Source organism: Candidatus Pantoea bituminis (assembly GCF_018842675.1).
GTDB classification, from domain to species: domain Bacteria; phylum Pseudomonadota; class Gammaproteobacteria; order Enterobacterales; family Enterobacteriaceae; genus Pantoea; species Pantoea phytostimulans.
On sequence record NZ_JAGTWO010000005.1, the window covers coordinates 270,536 to 292,491 of the forward strand.

Consider the following 21,956-nt stretch of genomic DNA (forward strand, 5'->3'; position numbering starts at 1 on the left):
TGCCATATTCATAGTATGTTTACTGCCACATTATGGTTGGCAGGTATTCAAGGCACGGTGGTCAAAAACCACATAATCAATATTAGTTGAGGATTAATAAAAGGTGGGGAATTCAGAAACATTCATCGATTCTTTACCAAAAATTTAACGTTTCTGAGCCGATGAAATGTGGCCAATTATCCGAGCAGCGTTCGCAATTCACTCATCACATGAATAACTTCCTGTGAGGTTAATGCGCCATCTTTTGCAAAGCGCACAATGCCATGTTGATCAACCACAATGACTGTTGAACCTTGCGGTTTAAGCTGCCATGTATGCTGCGCAACACCGCTGTTATCAATAATAAATTGCTGCCATGGGGTCGATTTCTTACTGGATTCAATACTGCGCACCACAAATATGCCACTGCCTGGCAGTACATCATCGGTATTGACGATAGTGGTGGTTTGGAAAGTGTTACGCGGTAAAGCGGCGTGTTCTAATGCGCTGATCAATCCTGCCGTTTGCTCCTTTGCCGATATCCTTCCTGCGACATGAATAATCAAACGCACTTTACCGGTCAGCGCCTGACTACGCCATTTTTGATAATTCAGTTTCCCTTGCTGCATTACCATTTCACCTTTATCGGCGATAAAGATTGAAGGCACCGGCTGGCCAAGCATCACGTTATGTGCGTTGGCTAATGAAGAAAATAGTGTCAGTGATATCAATGCAGAACGTAGCAAGTGAGCCTCTCATTTCTTGGATATTGATGGCTATCAGCGTAGCAACTTTTTGAATCGGCGGACGCTTTATCGCTTAACACTGTTTCAGATCAATAAATGAACCGAGAAATAGCTCAAAAATGCCTTATTACCGAAAAAAGGAGGCGAAAATGCGTAGCGGCTTGATGACGTTGAATGAGATGGCGCGCTATATCGGTGTTTCTTCACCGAGATTGGTCAGAGCAATGTGTAATCGCGGAACGCTGGCCGGCATTCCCTTACCCCAGGCAACGGAGTCGGCCCCTTTGGCTCAGCGACACTGGCGCCGCGAAGAGGTGCGGCAATTTAAGCATGCGTTACAGCGCGCAAAGGCGGCGCAATGGGATGAGGGGATCAACTAAAAACAGGGGAAGGCGATATACAGCCTTCCCGTGATGGTGTTAGAAGTCGTATTGCAGTGACAAGCGATTCTGCCAGAAATCTGAGTCATACAGCGGCGAAGTCTGTACTCCGGCAAAATCGGTCAGGCTCAAGCCTTTTAATACGCCGGTAAAGTTCCAGGTGAAATAAACCAGGTATTCTGACTGATTGATGCTGGAGGAGTCCGCAGCCGGTTTAAGATCCATAAAAGAATAACGCGAGCCAATCGACAGGTTTTCATTCATGACGTAGTTCACGTCCGTTGACCACGCATTGCCACTGCCTAAATCCTGGGTGCTGGTAAAGAAGGGTTGTGCGAAGTAGGGGCCAGACGAGGTATTGTGCGCGTAAGGTGTCACCAGCGAACCATTATTCCAGCTGTCACCGCTGGCAGCGATGTGGTCATAGCCCAATTTCCAGCTCAGTGATGGCGTAAAGCTCAGCGCCAGCTGTGCACCGTAAGAAGTGCTGTTGACTTCGCCCGCCAGCGCTTTACCTTGGCTGGTGCCACGAATAACTTGCAGGCCAAAATCAGGCTGGAAGGTCGCTTCTTGCCAGCGTAAATGGCTTTCACCGAATACGATGCGAGAATAGTCCGCGTACTCTTCATACCAAAGTTGACCGCTTAAGGTTTTATCGTCCCATTGCGTAGCGCGTCCGCCGCCAATGCCCCACATGCCGTTGGTGCGTTCATCTACATCGGTATATGCGGTGCTGTCGAGAAACTGGTCGTCTCCCCACGGTTTATAACGCCAGACTTTGGTTGCATGCAGGAAGTTTTGCTTGTCGCCGTAATGCGCATCAACGCCGCGAAAAAGTATCGGCGTTATTCGCCAGTCATAATCACCGACAAAAGGAATATCGATGCGTTGATCGCCCGCAGTTATTTTAAAGTCATCTTTCTGCCAGCTTAAATAAGCTTCACCGACATTGGTTTGATTATCGCCAATATCACTAATGGTATGCGCTTCATCTGGATGATCAATTCCGCGTAAAAATATTCCGCTAACGCCCGCCCGGAAACCATAAAATGGGGCGGTTTCATATTTCAAACTGCCACCGTAACTCACAGTGTCCTGATTAAAACCTTTAGAGAAATAAGCATTGTGGGTTGAATAATAAAGCGTGCGCAGGCTGCCGCTTACCGTGCCGCAGGTGAATATGTCGGTAAAGTTGTCAACGCCGCTGGTGCCATATTGGCAACTTGAGTCAATATTACTTTGCGTAGCGGCCATCGCTACGGAGGTGAACGGAAACAACAATGCCGCAAATGAAAGCGTTTTTAAGTGCATTTTCCTGAACCTTTTCCTGTCTAAAATAGAGCAAAGCCCGCCCGTCTGCTTATTAATGCAGCAAGCGGTAGATTATTTATGATTTATTATACTGCGGTAACGCCGTTTATTTTAACGTCGGGCAGCGTCTCACGAACGTCCCAACCGCGCAGTTTACCCGGATTAAGTAAATTATGCGGATCGAATGCGCGTTTCATTGCAACAACATCGGGGCGAATCATCCCTTGTTTACCCTCTTCAATATGCAGCACGTGAGGATTATTAATCTTCACGCCGTTATCGCGGTAAGTTTGCATTATATTGTTAAGACGATGTTCATCGCTATAACGCACCAAAGGTAAGCCGCTGCACGTTAGTGCGCCATTCATGTCGCGCAAAAATTCTATATGCGAAATGACCTCGCCATTTAAGCGCTGCTCCATATCCAGCACCTGTTGCAGATAGTTGTCTGGTGCATAGGCGGTTTGCAGATAGGTCAGGGTTTTATCAATCTTCAATGCCTGTAAGGTCGTGTGATTCCAGCAATATTCGATCAGTGAATGGCCTTCATGCTGGTCATCGCTGTAACGCAGCACGGACTGTCCAGCATGCTGCGTTAATAAAGCGGGCAACAATGCGTCACTTTCACTGCCGACGACCGAAATCACCACATGCTTGCCTGATATTTGCTCAGGCGCGAGATCGGTAAAATAATCGGCGATAGGTGCTGCCATCACCGCAATTTGGCGTTTAACCAAGCCCGGTGAGCGGGCGAGCGCATCCGCAAACGCCATTGCGCTGGCGAAATCGCTGAAACTATCCAGCCGTTCGATCCAGTGATGGCAGGGCGCCAGCGCCAGTTCAATCTCCAGCACAATACCGTTACTGCCGTACGCGTGATGCAACAGCATGGCTTCAGGCGCCTTCAGCGTAATAATCCGTGGCGTCTCTTCCATGGTCATTATTCGCACCGAGAGCACGTTGCCTGGTGCGGCCAGCGGACCGTAATTGATGGAGCCGACGCCGCCAAAGCCGCCGCCAAACAGACCGCCAACCGTGGCTAAGCGCCAGGTTGATGGCATGCAGCGCAGTTCCCAACCAAACGGACGCGTATAGGCTTCGAGATCGCCAAGCCGAATACCCGCTTGTGCTCGTACGCTGCCTTTACCCATTTCCACCACCGCGTTCAGCTTCGTAATATCAACCATCACGCCGCCGTGGAGCGGAATCAGTTGACCGTAATTGCCCGTGCCGCCGCCGCGAATATTTAAAGGCAAACGTTGTGCAGCGCAGGCAGCTACCACAGCCGCCAGCTCTTCCTCATCACGCGGACGCACCGCCAGTTCGGCAAATTTATCGTCCAACAGATTTTTAAGGATTGGGCTGAACCAATGAAAGTCTCGCGACAGACGTTTTACCTTGGGGGCCTCTTTAATCCAATCGAGCGCAGGCAACGCCGCGACCACCGCAGACAGCGCGGATTGACGAACAGAATCAGACATTATGCATTCCTGTGGTAAGTAAATTAGCTGTGGCTGAGTTCGCTCTCATGCCAGGCGGCCAGTACGCGACGCGTAAGCCATGACATCACGGCAAACAACAAAAACCCCGCCAGTGAAATCAATAACAGCGCAGCAAACATCAGCGGAATATTGAGTTGATAACCGGCCTGCAATATCTGATAAGCCAGACCCGTATCGGTGCCGCCGGTACCCGCGACAAATTCAGCCACAACCGCACCAATCAACGACAAACCGCTGGAGATGCGCAAGGCACCGAAGAAATAGGGCAACGCGGAAGGAATGCGCAGACGCAGCAGAATCTGCATACGCGAAGCGTGATTAAGCTGGAAATAGCTCAGCAACCCAGGCGAAACGCTACGCAAGCCTTGCGTGGTGTTGGAGATGATAGGGAAGACTGCCATCAAGGTGGCGCACACCACCAGCGACAAGGTGGTGTCTTTCACCCAGATGATGATCAATGGCGCAATCGCCACAATCGGCGTCACTTGTAAAAAAACAATGTAGGGGAAGAGCGCGGTCTCGATAAAACGGTTCTGCACCAGTAAAAAGGCGATCACCGAGCCAATAACTATGGCCACAGCAAACGAAATCACTGTGATCTTCATGGTGTAGAGCAGCGACATAAACAGCGAAGGGAAATTTTGCATCAGGCTCTGCGCCACCACCAGCGGCGAGGGCACCAAAAACACCGGTACTTGCAGAGCGGTGACCAGCCATTGCCATAGCAGTAATATTGCCACCGCCATCAACAGTGGATAAAACAGTTTTTGAAATGACTGGCGTGCAGCAAACGGGGTTTTCATGATTTGCTCTCCTGGCTGGCATTGAACAAGCCGCGCTGAAGCTGTTGGGCATACAGCGTGAATGGCTGGCTGACCCGGAATTCATCATCACGGGGGAAGGGCGCATCGATGGCAATGTCATCAACGACGCGGCCAGGTCGCGCCGCCATCATGATGACTCGCTGCGACAGAAATACCGCCTCCTGAATCGAGTGGGTGACGAACACCACCGTCAAGTTTTGCTCTTGCCACAGTTGCAGCAGATCGCTATCAAGTTTGTTGCGGGTGATCTCATCCAAGGCGCCAAAGGGTTCATCCATTAGCAACACTTTGGGCCGCGTTACTAAACCGCGCGCAATGGAGACGCGCATCTGCATACCGCCGGAAAGCTCACGCGGCAAAACGTGACCAAACTGGCTCAATCCCACTAACTCAAGGATTTCTTTCACCCGCGTGTCCGCTTCCGGGCGCGGCACACCGGCTAAATCCAGCGGCAAACGCACATTCTTATGCACGTTATTCCACGGCATCAGCGTCGCTTCCTGAAACACGAAAGAGAGCGGTAAATCTCGCTGCTTTTCTCGGCGGTCGCGGCGAAAAAGCATCAGCTTACCGTCGCTGGGTTCAATCAATCCGGCGATCATTTTCAGTAAGGTACTTTTGCCGCAGCCGGATGGCCCGAGCAGGGTGACAAATTCCCCCTGACGAATGGTCAAATCAACCGGCAGCAATGCACGCGTGCCGTTGGGATAAATCTTCTCAGCGGAGAGCACGTCAATCGCCGGCGGCGCGCTTGCACCGGGTAGCGTTACCGGCGCGTTGTCGTGGCTCATCAAGGTCAATCGGCTGGCTTTATTCATGGCATGACCTTGGCGTCTTGGATGAACGTCAGGTTGTAGCTTCCCTCAAACGGGACTTTCGCCGGATCGATCAGTTTATTCTCAACCAGCAGCTGATAGGTCTGTTTCAGACGCGATTCGGTCATGATACCGATGCCCTGAGTTTGCGCATCACCGCCGGTTAGCATCTGATATTTCTTCATCTGCGCGAGACTGAAAGCGATCTGGTCATCACCCATATTTGGGTTCTCTTTCTTGATCAGCACATTGCCCGCGCTGGGATCTTGCAGGTAGTTTTTCCAGCCCTGCATCGAGGCTTTAACAAAGGCCGCTACCACCTGCGGACGCTTCTCCACTGTTGATTTCATACAAACAATGCTGTTGCCGTACGGCGGATAACCCCACTCGCTGATCGGATAAACGTTGGCTTGTGCCCCGGCTTTTTGTACTGCAAAAGGTTCTGAGGTCAGATAGCCTTGCTGCACCAGCGTTTTATCGGCTAAGAACGGCTGAATACTAAAGGTATAAGGGCGGGCGCGGGCCGCTTTCAGGTTGAGCGCACTCTGCGCCCAAGGCCAGTAAGAGGTATACGCTTCTGAAGCCAGCAAAAAGGTTTTGCCTTGCAGATCGGCCTGACTTTTCACATCAGGATGGGTAATAAATACAATTGCCGAATGTTGAAAGGTGGTGGCAACCGGCATCGCTTCAACGCCAGATTGCCAGGATTGCAGCGCCTGCATGTTATCGCTGATGATGCAGTCCGCCTGGCCTGCTGCCATCAACTGCATGGTATGCACTTGCGGCCCGCCCATTTTCAGGGTGACGTCTAATCCGGCATCGCGGTAAAGATTCTGCGCCTGCGCCTGATAAAAACCGCCATGCTCAGCTTGTGCATACCAGTTAGTCATAAACGTGAATTTTTCTGCGGCCATGCCTGGTGCGGAAAGGGCCACGGAAAGTGCTGCAACAAGGCTCAATGTTTTTTTCATACCCAATCCCCGATTATTGTTTTAACAGTGATGCTGCATCGTTATGGTCTAACACTTTGCCGTGCCAGAGCGCTTTTCCCCATGCAGGCGCTTCACGCGTTATCCACCGCATTTCATGTACTTCAGTGATCGCTTTGGCCCAGCTCTCAGCCAGCGAATCGAGAATGGCTGCGCCCTGTTCGGGTGTAGACGGCAGCGGGTCGCCAATCACGCCACTTGGGCCAAAATCGTAAGAAACCCAAGCCGCCATCGGTTTGGTGCTGGAAAGCGTTGGGCAGGGGAATTCAGGGGGATAATTGCTGACCGCTTTTTCCATCTGTACCGTTTCTGGTGCCAGCGCCAGCATCAATGCGGTTTCAGCATGGCCGGCGTGCATCGCCATTTGACGCTCTTTATCGTCCATAAAACTTTCGGCGCAGTTTGGCACTTTGAAGGTGTCTTGCATGATGATGATCATATCGCCATGGCGCAGTCGCAGTTCGCGCGCCGCCATTTGCAGCGGCTGCGGCTGGCCGCCATGTCCGTTGACCATCAGAAATTTGCGGAAACCGGCGCGATAAATCGATTCGCCGATCTCTAAAATAGTGTGCAGCAATGTTTCGCCGGTCAACGTTAAGGTGCCGGGAAAATGCAGGTGTTCGTCAGATTTACCGTAAGTTATGGGCGGAATGGCAAATGCCGGAATCGATGCGGGCAAGCGCGCTAACGCGTGACCCACCACACCAGACGAAATTACGCTGTCCACCGCGCAAGGCAGGTGTGGCCCGTGCTGTTCAATGGCACCGGTCGGCAACACAATCACAGTGTTTTCTTTATTCGGCAGTGCTGCGATGTCGGTCCAGCTGAGAAACGGCAAAAAGCGGTTGGCCGGAATGTAACCATTAAGCATTTCAAATCCTCGTGTTATTGCGGCAACCACGCCGTGGCTTCAACTTCAATCAGCACATCGGGGCTGGGTAGCATTTCACTGACCTGCACTACGGTAGAAACCGGTGCATCGCTAAAAAACAGTTTCCGTACCCGGCTGTAATGCGGGAAGTGGTCGAGATTGCGGAAATATTGCACCAGCTTGAAAACGTCGCTCATCTGGCCACCGGCACTTTCGATGGTGGTGCGGATGCTCTCCAGCACGTACCAGCTTTGCGCCAGGATCGGCCCCTCTTTGGCATCGGTAGAGAACTCTCCGCTGCGACCCAAACGTTGCTGCGCAGCGGCAGGAATGTCGTCGTAGCCGCGAACAATCAATCCGCGTTGCGGATTAACCGGAATGATGCCGGAGAGAAAGATGTAATCACCCGCGCGTCGCCACGCGGCATAGTGGGCCAGCGGTTTACCCGCACCTTCATCAAGCGCCATTAACAGGTTCTCCAGCGGAAAGGGAATGAACGACGCCATTAACCAGTCGGTAGCGCTGGCGCTGGCGTAGCGGCCAGCTCGCGAGGTCGGCGTCGGGGAAAATCAATAAGTCATGCGTGAACACAGGCGCATGGGCGTGTAACGCAGTGCGGCGGCAAATCAACGCGGAAGCCTGATCAAAGGCGTCACTGAGTTGTGCGCTTAATAATCCGCTGAACAGCGTGTCGAGCGGGTCGTAACTGCCGAATGGACAAAAGGCGTCCTGCACATTGTCAGCGCCAAGCAGCAGCGGGATGTCTCGCGTCATTGCCTCTTTAATCAGGGTTAAACCGCGCTGGCGCGGCGTGCGGTCAGGTACCGCATCCTGCAACAGCAGATTGGTGGCTGGCAGGGCGATCAACGTGACGTTATGGTGTTTCAGGATATCGAGCGTGGCTTCGCCGTCGGCCTGATGCGTTAATGCACAGCCGTGGCTACAGGTGATATGTCCGCTAAAAGGATGTTGTTGCAAATACGCTGCCAGCCAGCGCAAACCCTGAGCGCCTTCTGTTAGCTCCTCATCAATGTGCAGATCGATGTCGAGTTGCCAGCGTTCTGCTGCCTGCATCAACTGCAAGAAAGCCTGTGAATCCCAATTGCTACTATGAATAAACCCACCCAGCAAAGCGCCGCTACTGCCAGCAACCTGGCGGGCAATTTCCTCGGCATCCTTGGCATGCGCAAACAGCGGCAGAGGCACTAACGCTACGCGCTCAATGGCGCAAAGCGGATGCAGCAATTCGCCAACCACTTGCCAGGCAGGCGGAGCATCTGTTGTAAACCAATCGATGTGTGTGCGAAGTAAACCTACACCCGCTTCAACTGCCCACTGCAACGCCTGACTCGCTCGTAGGTGAATATCCTCAGACGTCCAGCTGGTGCGATCCTGGTGCATCGCTTCAATCGCTGCCAGCAAGCCGGGACGCTGCGCCGGGCTGCGTTGTACGGTAAACGTTTTATCCAGATGCGCGTGCGGTTCGATCAGCGGCGGCAGCACCAGCGCGCCATTCAGCGCCAGGTAATTGTCGCGAGAAACGGCGTCATCAGGCGTGATTTTTACGCCGCTATCCTGAAAGTGCAGCGTTGCACGCTGCGGCTGATTACCCTGCATCGGCCAGCTTTCAGGTAAAAGCCAGCGGGGCAAACGTGCGCCGGTCACGCCGTTGAACGGGCTCATAAGTCCAACACCAACAGGGGAGAATGTGAACGCGAACAGCAGAGCACGATGCAGTCGTTGGCCGCTTTTTGCTTCATATTCAGGACATCGTCGCGATGATCGGGCTGACCCGCTATTACCCGCGTTACGCAGGTACCGCACATGCCTTGCTCACAGGAGAGATCGATCTCAATGCCTTCACGCTCAAGCACCTCGGCAATGCTTTCCTCTTGCTTGATCGTGAACCGTGCGCCGCTGGAGGCAATTTCAACATCAAAGCTGTCGGTGTTAATCGGTTGAGTGACCGTGCTGGGCTTGAAACGTTCGGTATAAAACTGGTCACTGTTCCAGCCATATTGCTGGCTGAGGCGCTGCAAATTTTGCATAAAACCTTCCGGGCCGCAGGCAACAATGACGCTGTTTTCAATAAACAGCAGATCATCGGGAATGTGCTGGCGCAAACTTTCGTTTTCACTGGAGAAGTGATAAACCACGCGATCGCCCAACGATTTCAGACGCGTAGAAAACGCCAGCTCATCACGATTTTTCAGGTAGAGATGCAAGGTGAAATCCGCCGCGCGAGCGGCCAGCGCTTCAGCCATCACCAGTAATGGCGTTAAACCAATGCCAGCCGCGAACAGCAGCGTGCGCGATGAAGTCGGTAACGGAAAATGATTGCGCGGCGCGGAAATGGTCAGGCTGTCGCCTTGATTCAGCTGATGATGCAGCCAATGCGAACCGCCGGTGCTGGCAGCATCGAGGCGGACGCATATTTGATATTCATCTTCTGCTTCAGCCGCAGAACAGAGTGAATACTGGCGCTTGCCGCAGAGCGGGATCGCGACATCAATGTGCGCGCCCGGCGTATAAGAGGGTAACGCCAGCGCATCGGCACGTTTGAGGGTCAATAACAGATTGCCTTTACCGTTGAACTGCTTTGCGATGACGGTGACGGCGAAAGTCTCTGCCTGCTTCATGGTAAACCTGTACGCGATAGGGCGCGTCGGCCTGCAATATCGCAGTGTGCGCCACTGTTTTTATCATGACTGCGATTATTATTTTGCCGCAGTGTGAGCGTCCATCTGTTAAATTCGCATGAAGCGTTGCAAAAAGAGAGCACCCCTATGTTCGCGTTTTCCCGATTCCTGATTTATTTCACCGAAGTGGCCCGCCAAGGCTCGCTGCGCAAGGCTTCCGAGGTGTTGCACGTGTCGGCTTCATCCATAGATCGGCAGATTTTGCGGGTAGAAGAGCAATTGGAAATGCCTCTGTTTGAACGTCATCCATCAGGATTACGTATGACAGCGGCGGGTGAAATTTTGCTTAATGCCGCTAAGGGCTGGCAAAAAGAGTTTGGGCGCGTTTGCACCCAGCTGGAAGATCTGCGCGGGCTACGGCATGGACATGTGCATATTGCGACGATTGATGCCATTAACCGCGGCTTTTTTCGTCCATCTTGCAGCGTATCCGGCAAGAATATCCGGGCATCTCTTTTACCCTGACCACCATGAGCAATATTCATATCGCCAATGCGCTAACCGCGGGTGATGCAGACTTTGGCATCATGCTGAATCCACAAAGTTCACGCGAGTTGCTGGTTAAATCTTTTGCGGATTTGCGGCTGGGCATTGTGGTGAACAGCCAGCATCCGTTGGCAGAGTTGGAATCGATCCGCTTTAGCCACTGCGATTCCTGGCCATTTATCGTGCCATCAGCACCGCTTATGCTGGCTGAACCGCTGGAAGCGCTGCTGAATACCTCGGGGATTACCTTGAACGAAGTAGGGCGAACCAACAATATTCATATGCTGCGTTCGCTGGTGCGTGATGATGTAGGCATCAGCATCATGTGTTGGCTGGATATTGTAGATGAGCATCGGCGCGGTGAACTGAAGTTCATTCCGCTGATTGATCCGGTTTTGAAGCCGTTCACGCTGTCGCTGTGTGTTGCACCGCAGCGCCAGCTTTCGATTGCTGCGTCAATGATGTTACGTGAGCTGGAGACGTTCTTTGCCATGATGCAAAACGAACAGGCGATAGCGGCGCAAGAGAAAGGGTCTCGCGCCATCACGTAACGCTGCCGGATTTACGCGGCGCTATCTGGCTTCACCAGGAAGCAGATTAAGTTGGCATCGCGTTCGCCAGTGATCTCGTTTATCTCATCAAGGTCGCTGGCCGCGTCACCACGTCCCAAACGCTGATCGCCAATGTTGATCACGCCTTCCAGCACGACGATATAGGCGATCAGACCCGGTTGCTTTGGCACTTCAAGCGTCTGGCCGCGCTCCAGCAGCGCATCATAAATATAGGCATTCTGACGCAATTCCAGCGGAGCATCTGACGCTTCGGGGCCAGCGAGTTCAGTCCAGCCATTTGGCAACACACCCTGATCGCGCTCAAGTACCTGCGTCATGGCTTCACCGCCAGGCTGCGCGGGTTTAATCACCGCCTGCAACACTTCGGCCTCAAACAGCGGCACCGATTCTTCATAACGTACGCCTTCGCCGGCGTTCACCAGCATCACGCGTTTTGCGGAGAGTGACGTGCGCTCGCCATTACTGTCCTGATGCAGCATGGAACCGCGCCAGAGATAGGTGAAAACCTCTTCATCGCGATGTTCCTGCATCGGAATGCGGGCATCGAGTTTTAGCGTCATGAGATCAACGCTCACCAGCGGACTAAGCGCTTCGCCCGGACGTTGACGACGCACGGTAAAAGGGCCGTATTCAAACAGTTGTTCAGGATTAGCACGCATGATGTTCATGGTTTGTCCTTAAAGATTGAGTCGATGGCAACGATCATAAACGATCCGCTGAAAATGAGAAGTCGTTGGTTTTGCTGAGCCCAGTCAACTTTTTGAATGAGGTGTCGCCCGCCAATATGGCAGGCGACAGGCTCGCTATTTACCTTGCTCGTCGCTTTCGCCCAGGAAGAAATACCACAGCGGAATGGAGAACAGACCGGTAAACACGGTGGAGTAGAGCAGAATCATCATCGCCTGTGTGATATACATCGTCAGCGACCAGTCGCTGAACGGAATGTGATACTGCTCAATCACACCGCTGATCATGGCGCGTGACATTACCGTGCCCACAATCAGGGCCAGCACCGTGACGCTGCGCAAAAAATAGCGCATCTCTTTACGTTTAACGGCGAAGCGTGACTGAATGATCGCCAGCGGCGACTGCTGATCCAGCGGCGTTTCGATTTTAGGTTGTGCTGCACGTTGCGCTTTACGCCAGCGCTGAATATCCAACAGGACAAAAGCCAGCAGGCTAAAGCCCATTACCGGCAAGGCATAACCCAATGCGAGAACCACAATCAGCGAGGCGCTTCGGGTATACAGCGGCAACGCCAGCCATGCGGAGGAGAGCGTTTGTGCTGGATTAAGCTGCGGCACCGCCGGACGATGTATCCACCACATGCGATAACCCAACACAATCATGCTGCACAGGCCCAACCCAAACAGCGCCAGAATCAACTGATTCGGTAAGCCAAACAGCACGCCCATATGCGCATCCACACCCCACCGCGTCAGCTTGGCAATCAGCGGGAAAGAGGCGAATTCAACGTGATCGACGATGCTGAAATCGTTGGGGTTAATGGAAACGGAATCGACCTGGCTTGGCCAGCTGCGATCAATTTCGGTCACTGTCCAGGCTTGCTCAGCGTTTTTTGGCTGACGTAATTCTACTTTTGCCGCATCAATGCCTGCGCCACGTGCCGCATCGAGCACCCGATCCCAGTCAATATTCGGTTGATTAATCACGCGCGGGCTGGCCGCTTTTGTCGGCATTTTCATGCTGGACATATCCATGCCTTCCATCGCGCCATGATGTTCAGCATGAGGATCGGCCGGTGCTGCGGGTTCGCTGCTGTTCAGCGCGGTGACAACCTGCGGCGTTAGCCAGTTAAAATCGCTACGCATTTTGTTGATGTTGTTGCCTGCCCACTGCGACCAGGTCAAACCGGTTACAGAGAAAAACACCAGGCCAAGCGACAACACCAAGCCCAGCGTGACGTGCCAGTGACGCGTCAGGGCAAAACCGCTTTTAGCTTTTTTAACCTGACGACGCGGCCGCGTGCCTAGCCACAACACAATGCCGCCAAGCGCCGCTACCCATAACCAGGATGCCGCAAGTTCACTGTAGTTACGCCCAAAATCGCCCAACAGCAGGCTGCTGTGCATCTGATCAATCAAAGTGCGCAGCGGCAATACACCGCTGGTGCCAAACACCGTCATGTCACCTTTTACGTTAAGCGTATAAGGATCGATAAAGAGGGATCGCGATTCAGAAGGGCCAAGATTGGCTTGGGTAAATTGCACGCGCGTCGTGTCATTTTCACCCGGCGCCGGGCGTACCGCATAAATTCGCGCATTCTGTCCAGCACGATGGCGTGCAGCCTCAACTTGCTCAGACAGAGGTTTGGCTATGCCTTGTGGTTGAGTGGTTAAGGTATTGCTGTAAAGCGCGTTTTCCAGTTGGGGCGTCAGCACGTATAAGGTGCCGGTTAAGGCCGCAACGAAGATAAACGGCGCGATAAACAAGCCGATATAAAAATGCAGGCGACGAAAAAGATTAAGCACCGCGCCGCGGGTGCTGGGGAAAGTTCCCGTGATGACGACATAGCCATTCCACACTATTCAAAAGACAGGAGACACCTTCCGGCGCAAACGTGCGCAAGAAGAACAAGTCAAAAAGCAGTGAAGTTGAACGCAGAATGTGGCGGTGCGCGCGGGCGATGGATGCCAGTAACGCGTCGCAACAGCGGTTGAACAAGGGCAGGCGTCGGGGGCGCGCGGGAGATCACCAGCATCAGCCAGATCAGCGTGACAAACACCCACAACATCAACGGAACATGCACCAGCAAATCACAGTAACCGCAGGCGAAGCTTTCATCCATCGTCATTGCATGATCGGACATGGGCATATCGGTGTGATGATGCATCATCGACATATCGGCACGCATGGCTGACATGTCGTGCGTCATAACCATTTTGTCATGACGTTCTGCAAGGTTCTTCGACACCACGGGCGCAACAAACAGCAGCAGCACGGCCAGTATCGCAATACAGGCAGTGAGTTGATGTTGCAGCCGCGCAGAAAAGGTCATAAGAGTGCATTTTACGTCAGAATTTAGAGGCGGCAGTGTAACGCGACATCATTAAAGGGGTTAAAAAAGTGGCGCTATTGCCAAAAAAATTCGCACCTTTTGAACATATTCACTTTCGCGGCTGCCTCCATTAACCTAGTGGTTACTCGCGAAATACATATTAATAACATTGTCGTGTGAAAATGCGGGTCCACTTTGCTGGCTTTTGGTGTGGGTTATTCAAAAACGATAAAAGGACGAAAAATGAAAATTGTTACCCTCGATGGCGAAACGTTGCCGATCCCCCAACACAACCTGAATGGTGTAGCGACTGGCAATTTCGCGCGAATACTGATGCTGAGAGTATTGTCGCAGCGCTGGCTGGCGCGACCATCGCCATCACCAACAAAGTCCCGCTGCGAGCGGAAACGCTGGCGCAACTTCCCGACCTTCGCTACATCTGCGTAGCGGCAACCGGTTATGACTGTATCGATCTCAACGCCTGTCGCGAGCGCGGTATTGTGGTCAGTAACGTGCCTGGGTATTCAACACGCAGCGTTTCAGAAGGCGTCATCGCGTTTATCTTCGCACTGCGCCGTCAGCTGGTGGATTACGTCAACAGCACACATCAGGCCTGGCCAAATTCACCCCATTTTTGTGTACACCGTCAGCCAATTTTGGATATTGCTGGCGCAACGCTGGGCATTGTCGGCAAAGGTGATATCGGCAAAGCAGTGGGACGTATGGCGACAGCATTAGGTATGAACGTGCTGTATGCCGAGCGCAAAGGCAGTGAGACGATACGCGAAGGTTATGTCAGCTTCGAGGAGATGTTAGCCAGCAGCGATGTGATTACGCTGCATTGCCCGCTGAGCGATCAAACGCGCCAGCTGATTGACCGCGAATCCCTGAGCAAAATGAAACCGCAGGCACTGCTGATCAACACCGCGCGAGGCGGATTGATCAACGAAGCCGATCTGGCGGCTGCCTTGCGCGACGCAACGATTGGTGGTGCCGCGCTGGATGTGCTGAGTAGCGAGCCGCCAGGACGTGACAACCCGCTGGTGCAAGCTGAACTCCCGACGCTGCTGCTGACGCCGCATATTGCCTGGGCAAGTCAAAGCGGCGTTCATAATTTACTGCAAGGTATTACGGCTAATCTGGCGGGTTTCCAGCAGGGCGCGCCGGTAAACGTCGTCAGTTAAGACGTCAACGTGGGCAGGCTTCACGCCTGTTCATCCCTTTTATTTCAACGAGTCATTCTCATGCTCACCAATCTTTTACACACGTTTCCCGAAGCGGCTAAAAAGGGGGCAGAGGAGACGTTTGAAACCATCCTCAGCCGACCCAACTTGTGCATTGAGCGTATCGTTTCCAGTGGGCAAGCCAGCCCGCCTGATTTTTGGTATTGCCAACAGCAAGGAGAATGGGTGATGGTGATTCAGGGGGCCGCCGGTTTGCAACTGGAAAATGAGCCGGACGAGCGAGTCTTAAGGGCTGGTGATTTCGTGAATATTCCGGCGCAGTGCCGTCATCGCATTAACTGGACAAGTAGCGAAGAACTCACGGTGTGGCTGGCGGTGCATTACGAGATTCCGGCGGAATAGAATTTCCGCCGGATGGGATTGGGCCTTAGCTAATCTGCTTCGCGCTGCCCGCCAGCGGTGCGAGCAACATTTGCACGCAACTCAACGCCACCAGCACGCTAAACGGCAATGTCCAGTTACCGCTGTGCTCATGCAGTATGCCAAAAAATAGCGGTCCCAGCGCCGCCAATCCATAACCCACGCATTGTGCCATGCCGGATAACTGTGAAGCCTGACGGTGATGGCGGGCGCGCAAGTTGAACAGCGAAAGAGAGAGCACCAGCGATGCGCCCGCGCCTAATCCTGCCAGTGTCAGCCAAACTATCGCTAACTGCGGATACAGCAGTAATCCCAGCATGCCAAAAAAGATCGCAGATGAAGCGATGAACGCAAGCAACCTGGCATCGCGCACGCGTTTCAGCGCCACCATACAACCTAAATTGGCCACAATTGCCACAGCCTGATACCAAAACAGCAGCCATCCGGCTTGCGCCTGGCTAAAACCGTGGGCTTGCGCATAGGGCGTAAACCAGTCGATCAAGGTGTAGAAAGCCAGAGATTGCAGCGCCATAAACAGCGCGACTTGCCAGCCGATAAGGGTTCGCCAGGGATTGCGAGTGGGCAGGTTTTCTGTGGATGACGTTGATGTTGGCTGTTGATGACGATGGCGCAGCAGCGGCAACCAGACCAGGAGTGCAATCATCGCTGGCACCGCCCACACGCCCACCGACAAGCGCCATCCAAGATCGGAGAGCGCGGTAAGCGGCACCGCAACACCCGATGCCAGACTGGCGGTAATCGACATGGTTGCCGCATATAAACCAATATACTTGGCGGTGTGTTTGGTGAAGTCGCGCTTGATCAGGGGCGGTAACAACACATTGGCCGCCGCAATCCCTGCGCTTAATAACACGGTTCCTGACCAGAGCGCGGTTTCACTTTCGCTCCAGCGAACGATTGAACCCGCAGTAATTAAGCAGAGCGCGCCCCATAAGCTGCGCTCCAGGCCAATTCGCTGGCTCATAAACGCCGCTACGGGCGCTAACACAGCAAACAGGATCAGCGGAATAAAGTTGAACAGGCCCGCAGCACTGGCGCTTAGGCCAAATGTCAGACGGATATCTTCCAGCACCGGCCCAACGGCGGTAATCGGCGCGCGCAGGTTGGCCGCGGTAAGCAATAAAACAAAGAGGAAAAATCCAGAACTCGAAATAACGGAGGAGGCTTTAGCCGGTGTTTGAACAGTCGTCATGATAAACATCACTAAGTGCAGCAAAGCTGCAGGTGGTGCGTTGGTTGACGTTAACGCTTACGCATCATATTTGATGTCTGCGCGCTACTTTAATGATGGATATAGGTGGTGTAAAGCGTTGATAAAAAACAGAGAGAATAAAGCGACTTAACACTATTACGCGTTTGTGGTGAAACTGTTTTGATAAAAACGCCATCATTACAGCAACCTAAAATAGTCGCCAGGTAGTTTTACCAGGCATTAAGGGTAATCACCCGAATGTTCAGCGTTGATTAAGGTGGGTAGAGTTATCAGCCGCTTACTTTACTCAGGAACTGACATGAAAATCGCTTTAATGACACTCGCCTTTTTAGCTTCTGGTTCGGCCTATGCTGCTTCAAATAACGCAACGCTAGTTGAAAAAAATATTTCGTTAAATCAGGCGAATAGCCTGGCAAGCGCAGCCATCGCCTCTTGTGCAGCACAACAATATAACGTGGCAGTAACGGTTGTTGATCGCGCGGGTATTGTTAAAGCAGTACAGCGCATGGACAATGCAGGCCCGCATACGGTAGAAGCCAGCCGCATGAAAGCGTTCACCGCATTAAGCAGTAAAAACAGCAGCGGCAAGGTAATGGAAGCCGCGCAGAAAAATCCAGGCGCAGCCAATATGACCGCGATTCCAGGTTATCTGCTACTGGCGGGCGGCGTGCCGGTGAAGAGCGGCGACCAGGTGATTGGCGCTATCGGTATTGGCGGTGCACCGGGCGGCCATCTTGATGAAACCTGTGCGCTCGAAGCATTGAAAAGCTTTGATGCGTCTTAAAACGTCATCTAAGGTTTAGGGCGATATCATTCGCCCTTTCTCTATCAGGAATTTTACGCATTGCGCCTGCGAAACATCGCTTTAATGAGTTGGCTCGTTCTAAGCATTTTGTCTGCCGGGCTGGCGGGTCTGTGGCAGATACAACAGCAATACGATCTGCGTAATGCTGAGTTTTACCGCATTCAACGTGCGCTGAGCAATATCCTCACTCAAAACGAAACGTTCTTGCCACTGCTATCCGGTAACGAATCGCTGGCGGCACTGCAACACAAATTCCCTCAACTGCTGGCGATGGAAAAGACCCAAGGCCGTGCGCTTGACAGTCAGCGTGTCGAGCCCGCTCAGGCAGGGCGTTACTGGCTTTATAATCCTTATCAACAAACCCGCTTTTTAATTGAGCTGGAACCATTGATGCGCAATAAAACCGACTTTCTGTCGCTGCGTTTACTATGGCAGCAGCAGCCAATGATTATCGAGGGCAGCGCGAAACCGAAAGCGTTTTGGCATTGGCAGCAAGCGTTGGCGCATCCGCTGCAACCCTTTGTTCTGGAAGCGGATGCCAATCCAGCCTGGCGACAGCTTTCCTGGCTACCGCTGATTTCAGCGACGATGTTGTGGGGCCTCATTGTGGCGGCTACGCTGGCCTTATTCAGCCAACGTCAGCAGCAGAAGCGAGCAGAGCAGCGCGCGCTCTATTATCAACATTCCCGCCTCAATGCGCTGGGTGAAATCACGGCTGGGATGGTGCATGAGATCAATCAGCCGCTTACCGCTATTCAAACCTATGTCCAGAGTGCACAGCGGCTGGTGGCGCGCGGGGAATATGCCATGCTGCCCCAGGCGCTGGAAGCCTCATTGCGCCAGACGCAGCGCATCAGTGAACTGCTTAAACGTTTTCGTGACAATGTTTCCCAAAAGAGATTTTGCTAGAAGCGGTTGATCTGAGTGTCATGCTAGCGCGCGTTGCGGCGTTGCTTGAGCGTGAGATGCGCGCGGCAGACATCACACTCAACAGCCAGTTTGCGCAGGATGCCTCATCGGTATTAGCCGATGCGCTGTGGCTGGAGCAAATCTTTCACAATCTCATGAGCAACGCCATTCAGGCGCAACAGAATAGCGCGCGAGGAACGATCCGCATCGAAAGTCGTCGCCTCCAGAATAAGATAGAAATCGTGCTGCATGACGGCGGGCCGGGATTCAGTCATGAAGCGTTACAGCACGCTTTCATGCCGTTCTTCACCACGCGTCAGGAAGGCATTGGATTAGGCATGACATTGACCGAAACGCTCATCTTACGTATGAATGGAGATATCACCCTGAGCAACGATCCCGCCGGTGGTGCACGGGTTACGTTGCGACTACCGGCAGCAAGGAAATGAGTGATGGAAACAATTTACATTGTTGATGATGATGCATCGGTGCGTGAATCGCTGATGTTCCTGATGCAATCTATGGGCTGGGATTGTCAAAGTTTCGCCAGTATCGATGCTTTGATGCAGCAAAATAACACCGCTTTACACGGATGTTTGCTGCTTGATGTGCGTATGCCAGGGAAAAGTGGCTTAGCCTGGCTGGAAGAGGGTGAAATGCCGTTCCCGCTGCTGCCCATCATCGTGATGACTGGGCATGGCACTATCGACACGTGTCGACGCGCTTTCCATCACGGCGCGTTTGATTTCTTCACGAAACCCATTGATGTCGACGCGCTGATTGAGGTGATCAACCGCGCGCTACGTGAAAGCCAACGGCTTGCTGAGAACTGGCAACAGCAGCAGGTCTTGATTACGCGTTATGCCCAACTCAGCGTGCGGGAAAATGAAGTGTTGAATTTGCTGGTAGAAGGATTAACCAGTAAAGCGATCGCAAGAAAACTGGATCTATCGCCGCGAACGGTAGAAGCGCACCGGGCGGCGATTTTAACCAAGTCTGGTGCAAACAGCCTGGCGCAATTAATTCGCGATTATCAGCGGTTGCAAACTCAGTGATCAGTGGAATTCAGGCTCAGGAAAATGACCGCAATCGGTTTGATTAGGACTGGTATTTGGCTGACAGGTTTGTTGACGCGTTTCACCTTTAGGCACCGGTTTTTCGGGGCCCCACGGCGAACTGCAGGCGGTTAACGTGGTAATGAAGAAAATCAGGGTGAATAAACGCATATCCGCTCCTTGTTAGGATTTTGAGAGAGCAAACAAACGTCGGTGGTCTATAAAGCGTCCAGCAGACCAGAGGCGTATCGCCTAAGTGTGGTCAGTGAACAAATAATGTCAATTAAAACAGGGCAAACATTAACGCGACGGGAAAACTCATTGGCCAGGTTGCGCCGACCAGAAATGCGCTCAACAACTTAATGCTGAACTTATCTTTAGCGATAAAGAAGGTGATAAGCGCCGCGACAGAGGCCACCACGGCGTAAAAACCAGCATATGTTGGTAAAGGGTCATCAATATCTCCGCAGCGTCGTAAGGGTTTTCGCTGCGCATGATGCTGATTTTCGTGATCCAGATCAAGTAAAAAGCCGCTTTTTCTCCCCATAAAACGCTGTTTATCTCCGACCTGTAGCGTGAAAACTGTGATTTCAAAGCTCAGGCGATTTCAGCCTGAAAGCGGCCCGGTAAAACGGCTTAAAACCCTTGCGCTACGCAGCGCTATCGACAAAAAACCGCACGGCGAAGAGACATTCCACATTCGCGCCTCAGGGCATTGATAGCAAAAAAAGAGCGCCCCAAGACGCTCATTCAGGCCAGCTCGCTAGGCTTGAGGCATCAGCTCCGTTTTAATCCATCCCGGCTCGCGCTTATCAAAGTGTTTATACGCATCAATCACATTGCTCAGCGGTTCAACATTGGTCAGAACATCAACGGGATCGATTACGCCACTGCGGGTGAGTTCCAGTAAATGTGGGATGATGGTGTGATGATTACAGTTCCCCATTTTCATTGTCAGGTTCTTGTTCATCGCTTTGCCAATAGGGAAAATTTCCGCCGTGGGAGGATAAACGCCAATAATGCTGAGGCGACCCGCTTTTTTCACGCTGGCAATGGCCCATTCCAGCGCTTGCGTCGGCGCATCACCCGGCACCCAGTTGCCCTCCTGCGGATGGGTTTCAGGTGCGACCTGTTCAACTTCTTGCTTAAATTTATCGGCTTTTTGTTCGGCCTCATCGCTGGCGGGGCCATGATGAGCATGTTGGCTATCAACACCTACCGCATCAATAACAGCGTCTGCACCGGTTCCGCCCGTTAACTGTTTAATGACGGCAACCGGATCTTCACGCTCAAAGTTAACGGTGAAGGCCCCCTGACGACGCGCCATTGCCAGACGATCAACATGACTATCAACGGCGATGACGCGTGCGGCTCCCATCAAAAAGGCGCTGGCGATGGTGAATTGCCCAACCGGGCCACAGCCAAATACCACAACGATATCGCCACGGCTGATATCTGCTAACTCCGCACCAAACCAGGCAGTAGGGAAGATGTCGCTGATCAAGATCGCTTGCTCGTCACTGACGCCGTCGGGAATTTTTACCAACGTATTCGCTGCATAAGGAATGCGGGCTTTTTCGGCCTGTAGGCCATTTACTGGGCCTGTGGCTTGCGGGCCACCGAAGAAACAGGTTCCGGCTTCTGGCCCGTTGGGATTTGCGTTGTCACACTGTGCGGTATGGCCAGCACGACAGGGCGGGCAAACACCGCACGACACCGTTGAACACACCACCACACGATCGCCGGGGGTGAAATTGCGGACTTCATCGCCAACGCTTTCCACAATACCTACGCCTTCATGCCCGAGAATGGTTCCCTGCTGCATATTGCTGAAGGTGCCACGAATAAAATGCAAATCAGTGCCACAGATAGCTGAAGCAGTTAATTTAATTACTGCATCACTGGGCTGCTCAATTTGAGGGTCAGGAACGGTATCCAGGCGAATATCACCTACCGCGTGCCAGACTAATGCGCGCATATTTCCTCCGATAACATTAAGGGATCGTCACGTATTAAAAATACCAAGTAAAGATTATAGAACTGATTCTGAATGCTATTTATCGAGACAGAGAAATCTGAATAAAAATCAGACTATTAATGGCGCAATTATTGTTAATAAATATTAATTTCTTGACCCTATGACTTACTAATATTTA

23 protein-coding genes and 2 pseudogenes are annotated in these 21,956 nt (G+C 52.5%); 8 read left to right on the plus strand and 17 right to left on the minus strand.

Going from position 1 to position 21,956, the window contains the following annotated elements:
- Nucleotides 1–176: 176 nt before the first annotated feature.
- On the minus strand, nucleotides 177–725 hold the full coding sequence (locus KQP84_RS23775; RefSeq protein ID WP_243079266.1) for a YtfJ family protein: 549 nt from the start codon (nucleotides 723–725) through the stop codon (nucleotides 177–179).
- A gap of 149 nt (nucleotides 726–874) precedes the next feature.
- Between KQP84_RS23775 and KQP84_RS23780 the strand changes: the two genes are divergently transcribed.
- The gene (locus KQP84_RS23780) at nucleotides 875–1,105 is read left to right on the plus strand and encodes a hypothetical protein (protein WP_215848556.1); all 231 of its coding nucleotides are present in this window, start codon (nucleotides 875–877) and stop codon (nucleotides 1,103–1,105) included.
- A gap of 39 nt (nucleotides 1,106–1,144) precedes the next feature.
- On the opposite strand, the gene KQP84_RS23785 is transcribed toward KQP84_RS23780, so the two are convergent.
- From KQP84_RS23785 to KQP84_RS23825, 9 genes are all read right to left on the minus strand, one after another.
- On the minus strand, nucleotides 1,145–2,416 hold the full coding sequence (locus KQP84_RS23785; RefSeq protein WP_215848557.1) for a TonB-dependent receptor: 1,272 nt from the start codon (nucleotides 2,414–2,416) through the stop codon (nucleotides 1,145–1,147).
- Between the two features lie 86 nt (nucleotides 2,417–2,502).
- Nucleotides 2,503–3,897: an FAD-binding oxidoreductase gene (locus KQP84_RS23790; RefSeq protein ID WP_215848558.1), complete on the minus strand. Its 1,395-nt coding sequence runs from the start codon at nucleotides 3,895–3,897 to the stop codon at nucleotides 2,503–2,505.
- A 23-nt stretch (nucleotides 3,898–3,920) separates the two neighbouring features.
- A complete protein-coding gene (locus KQP84_RS23795) occupies nucleotides 3,921–4,721 on the minus strand; it encodes an ABC transporter permease (protein WP_215848559.1) in 801 nt (266 codons plus the stop codon).
- Nucleotides 4,718–5,560: an ABC transporter ATP-binding protein gene (locus tag KQP84_RS23800; RefSeq protein ID WP_215848560.1), complete on the minus strand. Its 843-nt coding sequence runs from the start codon at nucleotides 5,558–5,560 to the stop codon at nucleotides 4,718–4,720. The genes KQP84_RS23795 and KQP84_RS23800 overlap by 4 nt, the downstream gene beginning before the upstream one ends.
- Nucleotides 5,557–6,528 carry an ABC transporter substrate-binding protein gene (locus KQP84_RS23805; protein ID WP_215848561.1) on the minus strand — a complete coding sequence of 324 codons (972 nt, stop codon included), beginning with the start codon at nucleotides 6,526–6,528 and terminating at the stop codon, nucleotides 5,557–5,559. Before KQP84_RS23805 ends, KQP84_RS23800 begins: the two co-directional genes overlap by 4 nt.
- Before the next feature lie 13 nt (nucleotides 6,529–6,541).
- Nucleotides 6,542–7,417, minus strand: coding sequence for a creatininase family protein (locus KQP84_RS23810; RefSeq protein WP_215848562.1), 876 nt, complete (start codon nucleotides 7,415–7,417; stop codon nucleotides 6,542–6,544).
- A gap of 14 nt (nucleotides 7,418–7,431) precedes the next feature.
- The gene (locus KQP84_RS23815; RefSeq protein ID WP_215848563.1) at nucleotides 7,432–7,884 is read right to left on the minus strand and encodes a RidA family protein; all 453 of its coding nucleotides are present in this window, start codon (nucleotides 7,882–7,884) and stop codon (nucleotides 7,432–7,434) included.
- Nucleotides 7,874–9,100 (minus strand): amidohydrolase family protein, encoded by a 1,227-nt coding sequence (locus KQP84_RS23820; RefSeq protein WP_215848564.1) that lies wholly within the window; start codon nucleotides 9,098–9,100, stop codon nucleotides 7,874–7,876. Before KQP84_RS23820 ends, KQP84_RS23815 begins: the two co-directional genes overlap by 11 nt.
- Nucleotides 9,097–10,056 carry a PDR/VanB family oxidoreductase gene (locus KQP84_RS23825; RefSeq protein ID WP_215848565.1) on the minus strand — a complete coding sequence of 320 codons (960 nt, stop codon included), beginning with the start codon at nucleotides 10,054–10,056 and terminating at the stop codon, nucleotides 9,097–9,099. The genes KQP84_RS23820 and KQP84_RS23825 overlap by 4 nt, the downstream gene beginning before the upstream one ends.
- A 147-nt stretch (nucleotides 10,057–10,203) precedes the next feature.
- Between KQP84_RS23825 and KQP84_RS23830 the strand changes: the two are divergent.
- Nucleotides 10,204–11,153, plus strand: a pseudogene (locus tag KQP84_RS23830) (LysR family transcriptional regulator).
- Between the two features lie 11 nt (nucleotides 11,154–11,164).
- On the opposite strand, the gene KQP84_RS23835 reads toward KQP84_RS23830, so the two are convergent.
- The 3 genes from KQP84_RS23835 to KQP84_RS23845 all read right to left on the minus strand — a co-directional run bounded on the left by KQP84_RS23835 (nucleotide 11,165) and on the right by KQP84_RS23845 (nucleotide 14,193).
- Nucleotides 11,165–11,842: a pirin family protein gene (locus tag KQP84_RS23835; protein ID WP_215848566.1), complete on the minus strand. Its 678-nt coding sequence runs from the start codon at nucleotides 11,840–11,842 to the stop codon at nucleotides 11,165–11,167.
- 135 nt (nucleotides 11,843–11,977) lie between these two features.
- Nucleotides 11,978–13,666, minus strand: a complete 1,689-nt coding sequence (locus KQP84_RS23840; protein WP_309140194.1) for a DUF2534 family protein — start codon at nucleotides 13,664–13,666, stop codon at nucleotides 11,978–11,980.
- Between the two features lie 107 nt (nucleotides 13,667–13,773).
- Nucleotides 13,774–14,193, minus strand: a complete 420-nt coding sequence (locus tag KQP84_RS23845; RefSeq protein ID WP_215848567.1) for a DUF2946 domain-containing protein — start codon at nucleotides 14,191–14,193, stop codon at nucleotides 13,774–13,776.
- Nucleotides 14,194–14,375: 182 nt separating this feature from the next.
- Between KQP84_RS23845 and KQP84_RS23850 the strand changes: the two genes are divergently transcribed.
- Entirely contained in the window at nucleotides 14,376–15,377 is a 1,002-nt protein-coding gene (locus KQP84_RS23850; RefSeq protein ID WP_252515528.1) for a D-2-hydroxyacid dehydrogenase, read from the plus strand.
- A 60-nt stretch (nucleotides 15,378–15,437) separates the two neighbouring features.
- Entirely contained in the window at nucleotides 15,438–15,779 is a 342-nt protein-coding gene (locus tag KQP84_RS23855; RefSeq protein WP_215848568.1) for a cupin domain-containing protein, read from the plus strand.
- Nucleotides 15,780–15,804: 25 nt separating this feature from the next.
- On the opposite strand, the gene KQP84_RS23860 is transcribed toward KQP84_RS23855, so the two are convergent.
- On the minus strand, nucleotides 15,805–17,010 hold the full coding sequence (locus tag KQP84_RS23860; protein WP_215848569.1) for a CynX/NimT family MFS transporter: 1,206 nt from the start codon (nucleotides 17,008–17,010) through the stop codon (nucleotides 15,805–15,807).
- 319 nt (nucleotides 17,011–17,329) lie between these two features.
- Between KQP84_RS23860 and KQP84_RS23865 the strand changes: the two genes are divergently transcribed.
- The 4 genes from KQP84_RS23865 to KQP84_RS23875 all read left to right on the plus strand — a co-directional run bounded on the left by KQP84_RS23865 (nucleotide 17,330) and on the right by KQP84_RS23875 (nucleotide 19,800).
- Nucleotides 17,330–17,815 (plus strand): GlcG/HbpS family heme-binding protein, encoded by a 486-nt coding sequence (locus KQP84_RS23865; protein WP_215848570.1) that lies wholly within the window; start codon nucleotides 17,330–17,332, stop codon nucleotides 17,813–17,815.
- 84 nt (nucleotides 17,816–17,899) lie between these two features.
- Nucleotides 17,900–18,745 carry a histidine kinase dimerization/phospho-acceptor domain-containing protein gene (locus KQP84_RS23870; RefSeq protein ID WP_252515529.1) on the plus strand — a complete coding sequence of 282 codons (846 nt, stop codon included), beginning with the start codon at nucleotides 17,900–17,902 and terminating at the stop codon, nucleotides 18,743–18,745.
- Complete coding sequence (locus KQP84_RS25660) at nucleotides 18,739–19,194, plus strand: ATP-binding protein (RefSeq protein WP_252515530.1); 456 nt, start codon at nucleotides 18,739–18,741, stop codon at nucleotides 19,192–19,194. The genes KQP84_RS23870 and KQP84_RS25660 overlap by 7 nt, the downstream gene beginning before the upstream one ends.
- Nucleotides 19,195–19,197: 3 nt before the next feature.
- Nucleotides 19,198–19,800 (plus strand): response regulator transcription factor, encoded by a 603-nt coding sequence (locus tag KQP84_RS23875; RefSeq protein ID WP_252515531.1) that lies wholly within the window; start codon nucleotides 19,198–19,200, stop codon nucleotides 19,798–19,800.
- Here the strand turns inward: KQP84_RS23875 and KQP84_RS23880 are convergent, their stop codons facing one another.
- The 3 genes and pseudogenes from KQP84_RS23880 to KQP84_RS23890 all read right to left on the minus strand — a co-directional run bounded on the left by KQP84_RS23880 (nucleotide 19,801) and on the right by KQP84_RS23890 (nucleotide 21,778).
- Nucleotides 19,801–19,971 (minus strand): hypothetical protein, encoded by a 171-nt coding sequence (locus KQP84_RS23880; protein WP_215848572.1) that lies wholly within the window; start codon nucleotides 19,969–19,971, stop codon nucleotides 19,801–19,803. It lies immediately after the preceding gene.
- Nucleotides 19,972–20,083: 112 nt separating this feature from the next.
- A pseudogene (locus KQP84_RS23885) lies at nucleotides 20,084–20,256 on the minus strand (GhoT/OrtT family toxin).
- 307 nt (nucleotides 20,257–20,563) lie between these two features.
- The gene (locus KQP84_RS23890; protein WP_215848573.1) at nucleotides 20,564–21,778 is read right to left on the minus strand and encodes a zinc-dependent alcohol dehydrogenase; all 1,215 of its coding nucleotides are present in this window, start codon (nucleotides 21,776–21,778) and stop codon (nucleotides 20,564–20,566) included.
- Nucleotides 21,779–21,956 lie beyond the last annotated feature (178 nt).